Annotated in this window: 12 protein-coding genes; all 12 read left to right on the top strand. The window is 32.4% G+C overall.

What is annotated here, in order from left to right; all coding sequences use genetic code 11:
- The first annotated feature begins 33 nt into the window (after nt 1–33).
- The 12 genes from Q385_RS0101790 (at nt 34) to Q385_RS0101735 (ending at nt 15,615) form a co-directional block, all read left to right on the top strand.
- Nucleotides 34–447, top strand: coding sequence for a secondary thiamine-phosphate synthase enzyme YjbQ (locus Q385_RS0101790; RefSeq protein ID WP_028950022.1), 414 nt, complete (start codon nt 34–36; stop codon nt 445–447).
- A complete protein-coding gene (gene metH / locus Q385_RS0101785; protein ID WP_028950021.1) occupies nt 448–3,978 on the top strand; it encodes a methionine synthase in 3,531 nt (1,176 codons plus the stop codon).
- A gap of 42 nt (nt 3,979–4,020) precedes the next feature.
- On the top strand, nt 4,021–4,944 hold the full coding sequence (locus tag Q385_RS0101780; protein WP_028950020.1) for a radical SAM protein: 924 nt from the start codon (nt 4,021–4,023) through the stop codon (nt 4,942–4,944).
- A 71-nt stretch (nt 4,945–5,015) separates the two neighbouring features.
- Entirely contained in the window at nt 5,016–5,915 is a 900-nt protein-coding gene (locus tag Q385_RS0101775) for a glycine--tRNA ligase subunit alpha (protein WP_028950019.1), read from the top strand.
- Nucleotides 5,896–7,929 (top strand): glycine--tRNA ligase subunit beta, encoded by a 2,034-nt coding sequence (gene glyS / locus Q385_RS0101770; protein WP_028950018.1) that lies wholly within the window; start codon nt 5,896–5,898, stop codon nt 7,927–7,929. The genes Q385_RS0101775 and glyS overlap by 20 nt, the downstream gene beginning before the upstream one ends.
- Nucleotides 7,930–7,931: 2 nt before the next feature.
- Entirely contained in the window at nt 7,932–10,355 is a 2,424-nt protein-coding gene (gene ppsA / locus Q385_RS0101765) for a phosphoenolpyruvate synthase (RefSeq protein WP_028950017.1), read from the top strand.
- 105 nt (nt 10,356–10,460) lie between these two features.
- Nucleotides 10,461–11,393, top strand: coding sequence for a type IV pilus biogenesis protein PilM (gene pilM, locus Q385_RS0101760; protein ID WP_028950016.1), 933 nt, complete (start codon nt 10,461–10,463; stop codon nt 11,391–11,393).
- A complete protein-coding gene (locus Q385_RS0101755; RefSeq protein ID WP_028950015.1) occupies nt 11,390–11,992 on the top strand; it encodes a PilN domain-containing protein in 603 nt (200 codons plus the stop codon). Before pilM ends, Q385_RS0101755 begins: the two co-directional genes overlap by 4 nt.
- An 11-nt stretch (nt 11,993–12,003) precedes the next feature.
- The gene (gene pilO / locus Q385_RS0101750; protein ID WP_028950014.1) at nt 12,004–12,696 is read left to right on the top strand and encodes a type 4a pilus biogenesis protein PilO; all 693 of its coding nucleotides are present in this window, start codon (nt 12,004–12,006) and stop codon (nt 12,694–12,696) included.
- A complete protein-coding gene (locus Q385_RS0101745) occupies nt 12,693–12,932 on the top strand; it encodes a hypothetical protein (RefSeq protein WP_028950013.1) in 240 nt (79 codons plus the stop codon). Before pilO ends, Q385_RS0101745 begins: the two co-directional genes overlap by 4 nt.
- A gap of 13 nt (nt 12,933–12,945) precedes the next feature.
- Nucleotides 12,946–14,742: a PilQ gene (locus tag Q385_RS0101740; RefSeq protein ID WP_028950012.1), complete on the top strand. Its 1,797-nt coding sequence runs from the start codon at nt 12,946–12,948 to the stop codon at nt 14,740–14,742.
- 84 nt (nt 14,743–14,826) lie between these two features.
- Nucleotides 14,827–15,615 carry a hypothetical protein gene (locus Q385_RS0101735; RefSeq protein WP_156925193.1) on the top strand — a complete coding sequence of 263 codons (789 nt, stop codon included), beginning with the start codon at nt 14,827–14,829 and terminating at the stop codon, nt 15,613–15,615.
- The last annotated feature ends 2 nt before the right edge of the window (nt 15,616–15,617 follow it).

Raw genomic sequence — 15,617 nt, 5'->3', positions numbered from 1 at the left:
AATATATTATACATTTATTTTAGGAGGTTTGATTTGAAAACTTATACAAAGTATTTAACTTTCAATACAAAATATAGAAGGGAGTTGATAAAAATAACTAAAGATGTTGAGCAGGCTGTAAAGGAATCTACAGTGCAAGAAGGTTTATGCTTAGTTTCTGCCATGCATCTTACTGCATCTGTAATTATTCAAGATGATGAAGAAGGATTACACGAAGATATATGGAAATGGCTTGATACTCTTGCACCTTTTAAACCAGATTACAACCATCATAAAACTGGCGAAGATAACGCAGATGCACACTTAAAAAATCTTCTTACACATCTTCAAGTAGTTTTACCTATAACAAATGGAAGACTTGACCTTGGACCTTTGCAGGAAATATTTTATGCAGAGTATGATGGACAAAGACCTAAAAGAGTAATAATAAAAATTATAGGAGCATAAATGGATTTAAGAGAGTTAATAAAAGAGAGAGTTTTGGTTATAGATGGTGCAATGGGAACTATGATACAGTCTACCCTTATCCCTATGTCTGCTTGGGATGGAAAGGTAGGCTGTAATGAGATTTTAAACATAACTGCACCCAAAATAATACAAAACATCCACGAAAAGTACTTACAAGCAGGAGCTGATATTATAAAAACAAATACGTTTGGGGCATTATCGTGGGTACTTGAGGAGTACGATATTGCTGATAAAGCCTATGAACTTGCAAAAGCAGGAGCTTCATTAGTTAAACAGTTATGTGAAAAGTACTCAACAAAAGAAAAACCAAGATTTGTAGCAGGTTCTTTAGGACCAGGAACAAAGCTTCCTTCGCTTGGTCATATAGATTACGATACTATGTATGAAGGATATAAAGTTGCAGCTTACGGGTTAATAAATGGTGGTGTAGATGTTTTTCTTGTTGAAACCTGTCAAGACCCTCTTCAAATAAAAGTAGCACTTCACGCTCTTCAAGATGCTTCAAGGGAAAAAGGAAGAGATATACCTATTATGGTTTCGGCAACAATAGAACTTACAGGAACTATGCTTATAGGAACAGATGCACAGACGCTGGCAACTATAATGGAACCTTTTGACATTCTCACCCTTGGTTTTAACTGTGGAACAGGTCCAGACCAGGTAGAACAACATTTAAGAAAGTTGTCTCAAGTATGGAAAGGATATATATCAGTACACGCAAACGCTGGACTTCCAGAAAACAGAGGAGGACAGACATACTATCCAATGAATGCTGAAGAGTTTGCGGAAAAAGAAAGTAAGTTCTTAGATATAGATGGAGTTGCTATAGTAGGAGGATGTTGTGGAACAACTCCTGCACATATAAAAGCACTTTATGAAAAGGTAAAAGGTAGAAAGCCAAAGAAACCTGTAGGAAAACAACCTAAATCTCTTGCTTCACTATTTATGACACAACCTTTAAAACAAGACCCACCACCATTTTTAGTAGGAGAAAGGACAAACGCAACAGGCTCTAAACAATTTAGGGAGCTTCTATTAAAAGAAGATTATGATGGAATATTATCAATAGCTCAGGAACAGGTAAAATCAGGTTCCCACGCTCTTGACGTCTCTGTTAACTATGCAGGTAGAGATGAAATAAAAGATATGAAGGAGATTATAAAACGATTTAACGAAAAAATTCCTATACCTTTAATGGTAGACTCTACCCAGCCAAAAGCTGTAGAAGCTGGATTAAAACATATAGGCGGAAAACCAATCATAAACTCAGCTAATTTAGAGGACTCAGAAGAGAAGTTTGATAAAATCTGTCAACTTGCAAAGAGATTTGGAACTTCTTTAGTCCTTTTAACCATAGATGAACAAGGAATGGCAAAGACAAAAGAAAGGAAGTTAGAAGTTGCAGAGAGAATGTATGAAAGAGCAACAAAAGTTCACGGGTTAGACCCAGAAGATTTAGTTTTTGACTTACTTACATTTACAGTTGGAAGTGGAGACCCAGAGTACAGAGATGCAGCAGTTCAAACAATAGAAGCTATCAGAGAGTTAAGAAAAAGACATCCAAAAGTTGGAGCTGTTCTTGGGATATCTAACGTTTCTTTTGGTCTTGATATGCATGCCAGAAAGTACTTAAACTCTGTCTTTTTACACCACTGTGTAGAAGCTGGCTTAACTATGGCTATAGTAAACCCAAAACATCTTATTCCATTTCATAAAATATCAGAAGAAGATAGAAAAATCTGTGAGAACCTTCTATTTAATGTTTGGGAAAACGGAAAAGACCCACTTTTTGAATTTATCAACTACTTTTCTAAAAAGAAAGAAACAACATCAAATGAAGAAAGTAAAGACTTTGAAAATCTTCCTATAGAAGAAAAAATAAAAAAACTCTTGATAGATGGAGAGAAAGAAAAACTTATAAAAGCTGTAGAAGAAGCAAGACATAAGATTCCACCAGAAAAGATTATTAATGAAATACTTATAGATGCGATGAAGACTGTAGGAGACCTTTTTGGAGAAGGAAAAATGCAGCTTCCTTTTGTCCTACAGTCGGCAGAAAGCATGAAAGCAGCGGTTGATTACCTAAATCAATATTTACCAAAAACAACCAAAAAGAAAAAAACCACCCTTGTACTTGGTACAGTAAAAGGAGACGTTCATGATGTAGGAAAAAATCTTGTTGATATAATACTAACAAATAATGGTTTTAATGTGGTAAATCTTGGAATAAAAGTAGAACTTGAACAGTTTTTAAAAGCAGTTGAAGAGCATAAAGCCGATGCCATAGGAATGAGTGGATTACTTGTAAAATCAACCCTTGAGATGAAAAACAACCTTGAAGAGATGCAGAAAAGAGGAATAAAAATCTCTGTTTTACTTGGAGGAGCTGCTTTAAACAAAAAATTTGTAGATGAATACTGTAGACCCGTTTACGATGGTACTATCTTTTACTGTAGAGATGCCTTTGATGGAATAGAGGCAATGACCAGAATAGAAAAAGGTATTTTTGATGCAGACTTAGGTTATAAAGAAGAGGAAGAGTCTAAGGTAAGAGTTGAAGAAAAAGTAGAGATACCTCCTTTAAAAGATATAAAAATGCCCCCTATGGACATTGTTGTACCAACGCCTCCTTTTTGGGGTAGAAAAGTATGGATACATCCAGACAGTCCAGAATACGAGGAAATAAGGGAACTTGCTTTTAGCTGGATAAATAAAGGATCTCTCTTTAAAAGAGCTTGGGGATACACCAGAGGAGACAAATCAAGAGAAGAGTATGAAAGATTAAAAAAAGAAGAGATACTACCTAATTTTGAAAGATTGAAAAAATTATTGATAGAAGAAGATTTATTTACACCAATAATAATATACGGATATTATCCTTGCAGGTCTGACTTTCCTATAAGGTTAAAAAATAACGATAATAAAGAATCATCTTTACTTGTATTCTCTCCTCAAGAAGGTTGGAAGAGTGAAGAAGGTTTAAACAGAGAACCTTTAGAAAATATTTTAGATAGAGTTTACAAAAAAATAGATTTTCCAAGGTCTTCAAAACCTTCTTACAGGTCTTTACCTGATTACTTTCACTATGATAGACACGACTTAGTCGCGTTTACGGTGGTTTCTGCTGGAATAAATCTATCAGAATACGAAAGGGAGCTATTTAAACAAGGTAAATATAAAGATTACCATCTTATACACGGTCTTGGAGTTGAACTGGCTGAGGCTCTTGCTGAGATAGTACATAAAAAAATCAGAATTGAACTTGGTATTGCAAAAGAGGAAGGAGAATCTTTATACGATGTTAACTGGCAAATAAGAAACTATCAAGGTGCAAGGTATTCTCCTGGTTATCCTGCTTGTCCTGACTTGTCTATCAACGATATAATCTTTGATATACTAAAACCGCAGGAGTACGGAATAACCCTTACAGAAAACCACCTCATAGTTCCAGAGCAGTCTACAGATGCTATAGTTGTTTACCATCCTGAAGCAACATACTTTAGCGTTTAAATTAAATTTAGCATATATTAAAAGGAGAATAAAAGTTTTAAAATGAATGTTATGTATAAATACATATTTGGACCTGTTTTATCAAGAAGGTTTGGTTTATCTCTCGGGATAGACCTTTCTCCCGAGAAAAAAAGTTGCAACTTTGACTGTTTATACTGTGAGCTTGAAAAAGCAAAACCCGTTGATAAAATAGAAAAAGAGCCACCACCAGATGATATTATAAAAGAAATACAGGACTATCTTTCTAAAAATCAGTATCCTGACGTTATTACAACAACAGCAAATGGAGAGCCTACTCTTTACACCAGATTAAACGAGCTTATAGATAAGTTAAATAAGATAAAAGGTTCATCAAAAACTTTAATTTTATCAAACGGTAGCACAATAAATAACCCTACTGTAAGAGAAGCTCTTAAAAAGTTTGATATAGTAAAACTTTCTTTAGATGCAGCAGACCAAAAAACATTTGAAAAAATAGACAGACCATTAAAAGGAATAAAGATAGATGATATTATTAAAGGAATGATATCTTTTAGAAAAGAGTATAAGGGAAGCCTTATCTTAGAAGTCCTTGTAGTAAAACATATTAACGATAAAAAAGAAGTGATAGAAAAGATAGTAGAAACTGCTAAAAAGATAAATCCAGACAGAATAGATATATCTACAGTGGATAGACCTCCTGCTTACAGAGTTTTTCCAGTGGACAATCAAACCCTTTACGAAATTGCTAAAATGTTTGAAGGTTTAAACGTAAACGTTGCAACAAGAAAAGCAGGTGGATTAGTCCAAAAAGTTCACTTAGACAAAGAAGACATTATAAAAACTTTTAAAAATAGAGCTTATACCGAAAACGATATAGAAACATTGTTTGATGAGGAAACGAAAAAGTACATATCAGAGCTTCTATCTCAAAATCAGCTTAAAATCTACTCTGTAGCTAACTTAAAATTCATAAAAGCAGTTTAACATATCAAAATCATAAAATCTAAATGTGTTAAAATATTTTAAAAGTATTTTGAGAATCTTGGAGAAAAATTATGACATTTCAGGATATTATACTGTCATTACAAAGGTTCTGGGTGGATAAGGGATGTATCTTATGGCAACCTTACGATATAGAGGTAGGAGCTGGAACGATGAACCCAGCTACCTTTTTAAGAGTGTTAGGACCAGAGCCTTGGAACGTTTGCTACGTAGAACCTTCAAGAAGACCTAAGGACGGAAGATACGGAGAAAATCCAAATAGATTACAACACTACTACCAATTTCAAGTTATTTTAAAACCAGCTCCTGAAAATCCTCAAGAGTTATACTTAGAAAGTCTTACACACCTTGGAATAGACCTTACAAAACACGACATTAGATTTGTAGAAGATGACTGGGAAAGTCCAACTCTTGGAGCTTGGGGACTTGGATGGGAAGTTTGGCTTGACGGAATGGAGATAACCCAGTTTACGTACTTCCAACAAGCAGGTAGTTTAGACCTTCCTCAAATTAGTGTAGAGATAACTTATGGTCTTGAAAGAATAGCAACTTACCTACAAAAAGTTGACAGCGTTTACGATATAGTCTGGAGTGAAGGACTTACCTACGGAGATATTTATAAAGAAGCTGAAAGACAGTGGTCTATTCATAACTTTGAAGTTGTAGATATTGAGTTTCTGTATAAGACTTTTGATATGTACGAACAGCAGGGCTATAAACTTATAGAAAAAAATCTTCCAATACCTGCATATGATTATGCTTTAAAATGTTCTCATACGTTTAATCTTCTTGATGCAAGGGGAGCTCTATCTGTAAACGAAAGGGCAAGGTATATAGCAAGGGTTAGAAACCTTGCAAAAGAGTGTGCAAAAGCCTTTGTATCCCACAGAGAAGAACTTGGTTATCCTTTAATAAAAAAGTCAAGGAGCAGTAATGAAAACGTACCTGCTTGAAATAGGTTGTGAAGAATTACCTCCAAAAGTAATTCTAACATATAAAGAGTTTTTAAAACAATATGCAGAAGAATCTTTTAAAGAATTTTTTGAGTATGGTTCTCCAGAGAATATAAAAATTTTTGCAACTCCAAGAAGATTAGCAGTCTTAATAAAAAACCTAAAAGAAAAACAACCACCAAAACAGCAAATAATACTTGGACCTCCTTATAAAGTAGCAGTTGACCAAGAAGGTAAGTTTACAAAAGCAGCTCTATCCTTTGCCCAGAAAAACAACATTCCTCTTGAAAATCTTCAAAAAATCCAAAACGAAAAAGGTGAGTACTTAGGAGCTGTAATACTGCAAGAAGGTAAAGATTTAAAACACCACGTATCAGAAGTTATCCCTAATCTGTTTAAAAGTTTTCCACAACTTAAATCTATGGTTTGGAACGATTCAGGATATAGATTCCCAAGACCGATTAGATGGATTGTGTCCCTTTTAGACGATGAAGTTATTCCCTTTTCTGTTGCAGGTGTAAACGCAGATAGATACACGCATCTTCACAGATTTATGACAGCTTCCGTTGGAAGAGGAGAGAAAAAACAGATAAACCACAGTCTTGAGTATGAAGAGATAACAAAACTTGGATTTATAATAGCAAATTTTGAAGATAGAAAAAACGCTATAAAAACCCAATACGAAGGTTTTGCAAGGTCTTTAGACGCTCAAATTATAGAAGATAGCGATTTAATAGATGAGATAACCTGCCTAACAGAATTTCCAGTAGGTATATTAGGAGATTTTTCTCCAGAGTATCTTACATTGCCTGATGAGGTTATTATAACAGTGTGTAAACACCACCAAAGATACTTAAATTTTAAGAAAAATGGAAGATTAATTCCAAAATTCTTAGCCTTTTCAAACATAGCTGTAAAAGATAGGGATATTATAAAAAACGGATATGAAAAGGTTTTAAGAGCAAGACTTGAAGATGCATTATTCTTCTACAAAGAAGACCTAAAAGTAAAGCTTGAAGAAAACATAGAAAAGTTAAAAGGTATTCAATTCCACGAAAAGTTAGGTTCTCTTTACGATAAAGTGTTAAGGAACCTACAGCTTGCTAAAACTATAGCAAAGGAGCTGGGTTATAAAGAAGAAGCAAAAATAGAAAGAGCTGTTTTACTTTCTAAAGCAGACCTACTTACAAATATGGTTAAAGAGTTTGATGAGCTTCAAGGAATAATGGGAATGTACTATGCACTAAAACAAGGGGAAGATGAAGAAGTTGCAAAGGCAATATACGAGCATTATCTACCTAAGACAGCAGATGATGACCTTCCTCAGACAATCCTTGGAACAATCCTTGCCCTTGCAGATAAAATAGATACAGTGGTGTCATTCTTTAGTATAGGTGAAATACCAAAAGCTTCAGCAGACCCATTTGCAGTCAGAAGAAATGCAATAGGTATAGTTAGACTACTTGTAGAAAAAGAAATAGATATAGACTTATCTAACATCATAAAAGATGAAAAAGTTTTAGACTTTCTAATAGGAAGACTTGAAAGCTATCTTCAAGGTAAAGGCTATAGAACTGATATTATAAACGCAGTCATATCTTTGAAAGATGCTAACCTTTACAGAAATTATCTAAAGGTAAATGCCTTAAGTAAAATCACAAATCTACCTGATTATGAAAGTATTATTCAAGTGTTTAAACGAGTTGGAAATATAATTCCAGAAGGTTTTAAAGCAGATTTGGATAAATCTTTACTACAAAATCCTTATGAAAAAGAACTCTCCGATAAAGTATCAGTTGTAAAAGATGAATACTTAAAATTAATTGAAAATAAAAACTACGAAGAAGCCTTGGGAAAGTTGATAGAGTTAAAACCGTTTATAGACAGATTTTTTGACAACGTTATGATTATGGTAGAAGATGAAAAAGTAAAGCAAAATAGATTAGCCCTATTAAAACAGATAGACGATTTATTTAAATACATAGGAGATTTTACAAAAATAGTAGGAGGTTGATTATGAAAAAGTTAGTAATGTGGCTTAATGAAGTAGGAATGGAAGATATAGAGCTTGTTGGTGGTAAAAATGCTTCTTTAGGAGAGATGATTAAAGGTCTTTCTTCTATCGGAATCAAAGTTCCTATGGGCTTTGTCGTAACTTCAGCGGCCTACTGGCATTTTGTTGATCACAATAATCTCAGGGACAAAATTAGAGAAATTTTAACGGGCTTAGATCCAAACAATATAGGAGATTTGTCAAAAAGAGGGCTTACAATAAGAGAGCTTATAAAAGGTGGAACTTTTCCTGAAGATTTAAAAAATGAAATTTTAAAAGCTTATGAAGAGTTAAGTAAGATGTACAACCAATTTAGAGTTGATGTTGCTGTTAGGTCTTCCGCCACAGCTGAGGACTTACCAAACGCATCTTTTGCAGGTCAGCAGGATACTTACCTTAACATAAAAGGAGACGAAACTTTACTGTCTGCCATTAAAAGTTGTTTTGCATCTTTATTTACAGATAGAGCTATCTCTTACAGAGAGGCATTTAAGTTTGACCACTTTGCAATAGGTCTTGCTGTTGGCGTTCAAAAGATGGTTAGGTCAGACCTTGCATCTTCTGGTGTATCTTTCTCAATAGACTCTGACAGTGGATTTAAAGACGTAGTCCTTATAAACGCTTCTTACGGACTTGGTGAGATGGTAGTTCAGGGTGCTGTTACTCCAGATGAGTTTTTAGTATTTAAACCAACCTTAAAAGAAGGTTATGAAGCAATTATAGAGAAAAAGTTAGGTAGAAAAACCCATAAAATGGTCTACGGAACAACTCCAGATGAAAGAACAAAGATAGTAGCTGTTTCAAAAGAAGAACAGATGAAGTTTTCTCTTACAGACGAAGAAGTTTTAAAACTTGCCAGATGGGTTATGGCAATTGAAGAGTATTACTCTAACAAGTACGGAAAATGGACTCCAATGGACGTAGAATGGGCAAAAGATGGAGAGTTAAATGAGTTATTTATAGTTCAGGCAAGACCAGAAACAGTTCATTCTCAAAAAGACCACTCTAAAATAGTAACATACAAAATAACAGAGCCTTACGAATCAAGGATAAATAAAAGAGTTATAGAAGGAATAGCTGTTGGAGATAAAGTAGCCTTTGGTAAAGTTAGAATACTTCATGACTTAGAAGATGCGAAAGATTTTCAACCAGGAGAAGTATTAGTGACAGATATGACAGACCCAGACTGGGAACCTATAATGAAAAAAGCTGCTGCAATAGTTACAAACAAAGGGGGAAGAACGTGCCACGCAGCTATTGTTGCAAGAGAATTAGGTGTTCCAGCAGTTGTAGGGGCTGGTAATGCAACTGAAGTACTTGAAAATGGAGATAAAGTAACCGTATCATGTGCAGAAGGTGAAAGAGGATATGTATATAGAGGAAAAGTTGAGTATGAAATAGAGGAATTTGACTTAAGAAATCTTCCAAAAACAAAAACTCCTATTATGATGAACGTTGCATCGCCAGAAGGAGCATTTGACTTTTCATTTTTACCTAATGCGGGTGTAGGACTTGCAAGGGAAGAATTTATAATAAACAACTACATATCAATACACCCTCTTGCTCTTATTAAGTTTGACGAAATAAAACAAAAAGACCCACAGTTAGCAGAAAAAATAGAAGACTTGACATTTGGATATGAAAACAAAGAAGAGTATTACGTTAAAAAACTATCTTACGGTATAGCAAAAATAGCAGCAGCATTCTATCCAAAACCTGTAATAGTAAGATTCTCTGACTTTAAATCAAACGAGTATGCAAACCTTTTAGGTGGAAAATATTTTGAACCAGAAGAAGAAAACCCAATGATAGGATTTAGAGGAGCTTCAAGGTATTATTCAGACTTCTTTAAACCAGCTTTCGGATTAGAGTGTAAAGCTATTTTAAGAGTAAGAAACAAGATGGGATTAAAAAACGTTATAGTTATGGTTCCTTTCTGTAGAACTCCTGAAGAAGCAAAGAAGGTCCTAGAAGTAATGGAAGAGTATGGTCTCAAAAAAGGAGAAAACGGTTTACAAGTATACGTAATGTGTGAGCTTCCATCTAACGTTATACTTGCAGACCAATTTGCAGAGTATTTTGATGGATTTTCAATAGGCTCTAACGACTTAACACAGTTAACTCTTGGATTAGACAGAGACTCCTCCTTAGTAGCTCATTTATACGACGAGAGAAACGAAGCTGTTAAAAGAATGATAGCACAGGTTATAAAAGTAGCAAAAGAAAAAGGTAAAAAGATAGGAATATGTGGTCAAGGACCGTCTGACTATCCAGAGTTTGCACAATTTTTAGTAGAGCAAGGAATAGATACTATATCCATAAACCCAGATTCAATAATAAAAACAACAATCGCAATTCACGAGATAGAACAAAAGTTAGGAAAGTAAATTTAAAGGAGGGTAAATATCCCTCCTTTTGTAAAGTTTACAGAAATTTTGACGAAAGTATAAATAAGATTAAAAAAATAAAAATAGAATAGAGGATATGCAAAAATGATTAATCTACCTAAAATAGGATTAGGGAGATCCAGTGATTTTTATAACGGTATAGAAGTTGATACTGATTATGTAAGAGTAGGGATCTTAAAAAAAGAAAATGAAATCATAGAAATCCCTATAATGCCTTTTGAGTTTGAAGTAACTGGAGATAATAACCAAGATGGTAGAATCTTAAAAGATGAGTTGGAAAGAAGAGGTTTAAAGATAAAATCTGCATCTTTTAGTATACCTATGTCATCTGTTTTATATAAAACCTTACATCTTCCCAAAGTTAGTGAGAAAGAGTTAATCGATGCTATAGAATGGAATATAAAAGAAGACATAGAAAATTTTAAAGCGGAAACCCACTATGATTGGGATATTATTTCATCAGATAGTGAATTTTTGAATATTTTAGTAGTTATTACTAAAAAAGAAGCCATAGAAAGAATTATAGAAATTTCTGAAGTTTCTGGTGTTGGTGTAGATATTATTGACACTGTTGGTACTTCTTTATTAAATTTAGCATTAATGCAAAAAGGGAAGATTGAAAAAAATAGAGAAGAAAAAAATATATGTATTATTCATCTTGACAAAAATGACTCATTTATGATTTTTTCTAATAATAATTTAGTTCTTCAACCTTTGGATTTTAATCCTAGAATGTATGAAAACTTTAATCCGGATGAAAAAGAACAGGAGGTTATAAGACTAATAAACGAAATTAACTATTTTTTCTTAACTATTAACGAACCTAGAATAATATATACATCCGGATACTTTGCAAAGTACCCTGAGATAAAAGCGTATATGCAACTTAAATTTTCTACAAGGTTTGTATTAGAAGATTTAGATCCGGTTTTAGCTTTGAACATAAACTATCAAGGTTCATTTCCTTTAGGGATTTATAACAACGTAATAAGTTTAGCATATAGAGGTTTGCTATGATAAAAATAGATTTAAATCCAAAAAGAAAAAAGAAAGCAATTCCTTTAAAAAAAATCCAAATACCAGCTCTAAAACTACCAGAAATAGGAAAAAATAGTTTTTTAATTGTAATTGTTGGAGGAATATCTTTTATATTAATGGAATTTGCTTATCTATTTTATTTAAGTAATAGGATATCTTCCTTGCAAGAGAAAAAAATACAAATAGGATCAGAAATTAGTAAATTAAAAGAATATGAAAAAAAATTAAAAGAAATAGAAAAACTTGTTTCTTCATTAGAACAACAAAAAGAAAAACTTTTATTGAAAATCAAAACTTTTGAATACGTTTCTCAATATAAAAAACCTTTAACTCCTAAATTAAATTTATTAGTACAAAGTTTACCGGATGGAGTTTGGTTAGAAAATATAGAGTTAGCTTTCGCAGAAGCAAAAGTGAAAGGTAACAGTCTAAATCCAGAAAACATATCTGTTTATTATAAAAATTTAAATGCTTTTTATAACATCATTAGTTTTAACGGAACTGAAAAAAAAGTATCACCTATTAATAATATTTATTATAGCTTTGAATTTAATTTAAAAGGTTTTAAACAGAAGTGAGGTGAATAAGTATGGATATAAAGCAACAATGGGAATCAACACCACAATGGCAAAAGATTTTCTTAGTATTGGCCACCTTTGGAGCGATAGCGTATTTGATTTTCGCGTCTTTTATTTCTCCAAAATTAGAAGAATACTCGAACTTAGAACAGGAAGTAAATAATTTAGAAAGTACTCTTAATAATTTAAAAGCTATTTCTAATGTAAAAAAAGAAGAAGCTCTTAAATTAAAATTAGAAACTTTAAAAAAAGAAATAGATGAAAACAATAAAAAATTAGTTGATTTATCAAAAATAATACCCTCTGATCCAAAAATAGAAGATGTGTTGAGATCAATAACAAATTTTGCATTGTCATCTGGTTTGGTAATAAACTCTTTTAAAATAGAAAAAGAAGAAGATGTTTACTTGTTTTATGATAAAGAAAGTGATACTTTAAAAACAGTTTCTAAAAAACAAGAAACAGGGAATGCTAAAGAGTCAACTCAACCAATTCCAAAAGAGGCTTTAACTGTGAAAAAAGTTTATCTTTCATCAAACTTAAGTGGAGGAATAAATCAGGTTAGGAACTTTTTGAATTATTTATCAAACTCTGAAAGGCTTATAATAGTTGAATCTCTATCTATTAAAAAAGAGGTTTCTAAGTCATTAAACTTTAATGTAAACTATGTTATTTACTATATGCCTGAGGAGGTAAATCAATGAAATTAAAATTCATTCTATCTATAACGGCTTTTTATTTTTTAATTGGGAAAGCTGAAAATCTGAATTTGCCACCAATTCAGGATGTGACTCCTTTTGTTGGTTTGGAAAATGCTGTTGGTTATATTCAAAAAGAGAATGGAGAAAAATTTATTGTAGTAGAAACTCCAGAAGGAACAAAGTTAGTTAAAGTAAAAACAAACCCTAAAAAATTGATAGAAAAATCCGAAATAAAGTAAAATGGAGAGAGTCATGAAGAAAGTAAAGAATTATTTATTAGCCCTAGCAATAGGTTCAGTAACACCATTATCTTTATCTTTTGCAGAAAAAATCTCTATAGAACTTAACAATGCCAAGTTATCAACAGTTGTTGATGCTATTTCACAAGTTTCCAGTATAAATGTAATCTGGGATAAGGATGCTATAGCACAAAAAGATAAGTTAGTGTATGTATCTATAAAAAAGCCTTATGATGTAGAAAAGCTTTTAAATTTAATTTTGATAGAAAATGGACTTATTGCAATTAGAGAAGGAGATGTTTATAAAATTAGATTATCTGATGAATATTTTGTATCTATTCCTCCAGAAGTTATAAAAACATTAGGAAAAGATATTTTTGATGAGATTGTTTTAACTATTAAAAAGAATGCTTCTTCATCTGCTTTGATAGAGGCAGATAGGAATACTTATACGGTGTATTTAAAAGATCAAAAAGACAACGTCTATAAGATAAAGAATATAGTTTCAGCATATTTAGATAATTTAAAAAAGCAAGCTGAAGAGATTGCAAAACTGCAAAAAGAGCAAGGTCAACTTGTAAAAAAAGAGTTTAATATATCTTATGAAGATTACAAATTAATTGAAGATAAAATTATTGAAAATATTGGTCCTTTTGGTAGATACGATTATAATAAAGAGAAAGGTATCTTAACTATTTTAGATACAAAGGATAACATTCTTAACCTCACGAGAGTCATTGGGAAGGCAACAAAAGAAAAAATTGAAACAAAATGTTTTTATGCTAGAGGACTTGAGCCCGGGGAAATTATTATGAATATTAAAGAAAATTATTTATCAGAAAACGGAACAGTAATATTTAAATCTAAAGAATCATTGGAAGTTGGGGGAACAGAGTCAAGGCAATTATCTACGACAGGTGGAACTCAGACAGGTATAACAGCTGGTTTAACTAAATCAACTTCTCAACCAGCAACAATAATAACATCATTACCAAAGATATGTATTACAGATAGACCTGATATTGTAGAGAAGATAAAATATAAGTTCTCTGAATTTCTTTTAGATAGACCATACCAAATATCTATTGAAGCAAGAATTGTTCAAATTGAAAGTAAAAGCATAAAAGATTTAGGAATTCAATGGGGAGGACAAGTTCAAAGTACAAATATGGTTTTAGGTGGTACTAATTCTCCAAGCGTAATGGGAATGCCTAGTGGTTATGCGGTAGATTTTCCTGCAACAAGCTCTGTTCCACTAGGAGGTTTTTCTTTTGGTTTTGTTTTAGGAAATTTGAATAACTATTTAGATGTTAGATTATCAGCATTGCAAAAAATTGGTAAATCTAAAATTTTATCAAAACCATCAGTTATAACAATAGATGGGGAAACAGCAGAAATTTCACAAGGTTATGAAATACCTTATACTACAGCTGTCGCTGCTGGTGGTGGAACTGTTTCCTCAGTATCGTTTAAAAAAGCAGTATTAAAATTAAATGTGACTCCAAGAACCACAGCAGATGGAAATATTATCATGGATTTAATTATAACTCAGGATATACCAGATTTTAAAAACCTATTACTTGGTAATCCACCTATACAAACAAAGACTGTTACTAGTAAAGTTGTTGCAAAAGATGGTTCTGTATTAGCAATAGGTGGTATTTTAGAAAAAACAGAAGATGAACAAAAAACAGGTGTTCCAGGACTGATGAATATTCCTTTATTAGGTGGGTTTTTTAAAAGCAATTTTAAACAATTATCAGATAAAGAACTTTTAATATTTCTTTCACCCAAAATTTTATATGAATAAAAAAGGAGGACAAATATGTTAACTAAAAAAAGTTTAATTTGTGGTTTAATATCTTCAACTTTTTTAATATCGTGTGGTGGAGGAATGAGTTCCCCTGGTGCAAGTGCAAAAGGATTTTATAGCTTATCTATGAATATAACATCTGCGCAGATTATTTCACCAGCTATAGACGATACTACAAATCCAATATCTTTTCCAGTGGATACTATATCTGGAAGTTTATCGTTATATTACAATGGACCTACAAATACAAACCCTTTAGACGGTATGATTGATAATGCGGAGATTTGTTTTGAAGAACCTACAAATAAATGCTTCCTTGTTCCTCTTTCTGGTATAGTTAAACCGGGGGATAGTTTAAAGTTTGATATTTCATTAAAAGTTCATAAATTTGAATCTCCTTGGATTATATTAAATCCATATGAAGATTCAACTGTAATACTTAATCCGGTTAAGGTACAAATAGGAACAGGAGATGGGAATAAAACTATTTTCGGTTATACTTTACCGCAAAACGTTAGGGATACTGATTTAGGATATATAACCTACGGCGATGAAATAACTGTTTATAATAATGGAAGCTTTGCTTGTTCTTTGAATAGTTCGTTGGAATGTACTATAACAAAAAGTGGACAGAATATTACCGTTACTTTTAGTAATCCACCGGCGAATGGAAATAATATAGAATTAGAGTATTCTGTACGTAAACATTATGATTGGAACCCTTCTGTAAATGCAGGAAATCATTTATATAATGGAAAGAATTATACTATAGTTAATGCAATACTTAAGGTAAGAGTTAAATTTTACAACGGTGACCACTTAGATGTAAATCAACCTATACAATTCCAAGTAGTACCCAAAGTTATGTAATC

The sequence above is a fragment of the Sulfurihydrogenibium subterraneum DSM 15120 genome (assembly GCF_000619805.1).
Lineage (GTDB): Bacteria > Aquificota > Aquificia > Aquificales > Hydrogenothermaceae > Sulfurihydrogenibium > Sulfurihydrogenibium subterraneum.
The sequence above is the reverse complement of the archived record's forward strand: the minus strand, read 5'-3'. Positions and strand labels throughout refer to the sequence as shown.

Excerpts from the sequence above, each read along its gene's own strand:
- metH (WP_028950021.1), top strand. The coding sequence starts at position 448 with ATGGATTTAAGAGAGTTAATAAAAGAGAGAGTTTTGGTTATAGATGGT.
- Q385_RS0101780 (WP_028950020.1), top strand. The coding sequence starts at position 4,021 with ATGAATGTTATGTATAAATACATATTTGGACCTGTTTTATCAAGAAGG.
- Q385_RS0101775 (WP_028950019.1), top strand. The coding sequence starts at position 5,016 with ATGACATTTCAGGATATTATACTGTCATTACAAAGGTTCTGGGTGGAT.
- glyS (WP_028950018.1), top strand. The coding sequence starts at position 5,896 with ATGAAAACGTACCTGCTTGAAATAGGTTGTGAAGAATTACCTCCAAAA.
- ppsA (WP_028950017.1), top strand. The coding sequence starts at position 7,932 with ATGAAAAAGTTAGTAATGTGGCTTAATGAAGTAGGAATGGAAGATATA.
- pilM (WP_028950016.1), top strand. The coding sequence starts at position 10,461 with ATGATTAATCTACCTAAAATAGGATTAGGGAGATCCAGTGATTTTTAT.
- Q385_RS0101755 (WP_028950015.1), top strand. The coding sequence starts at position 11,390 with ATGATAAAAATAGATTTAAATCCAAAAAGAAAAAAGAAAGCAATTCCT.
- pilO (WP_028950014.1), top strand. The coding sequence starts at position 12,004 with ATGGATATAAAGCAACAATGGGAATCAACACCACAATGGCAAAAGATT.
- Q385_RS0101745 (WP_028950013.1), top strand. The coding sequence starts at position 12,693 with ATGAAATTAAAATTCATTCTATCTATAACGGCTTTTTATTTTTTAATT.
- Q385_RS0101740 (WP_028950012.1), top strand. The coding sequence starts at position 12,946 with ATGAAGAAAGTAAAGAATTATTTATTAGCCCTAGCAATAGGTTCAGTA.
- Q385_RS0101735 (WP_156925193.1), top strand. The coding sequence starts at position 14,827 with ATGAGTTCCCCTGGTGCAAGTGCAAAAGGATTTTATAGCTTATCTATG.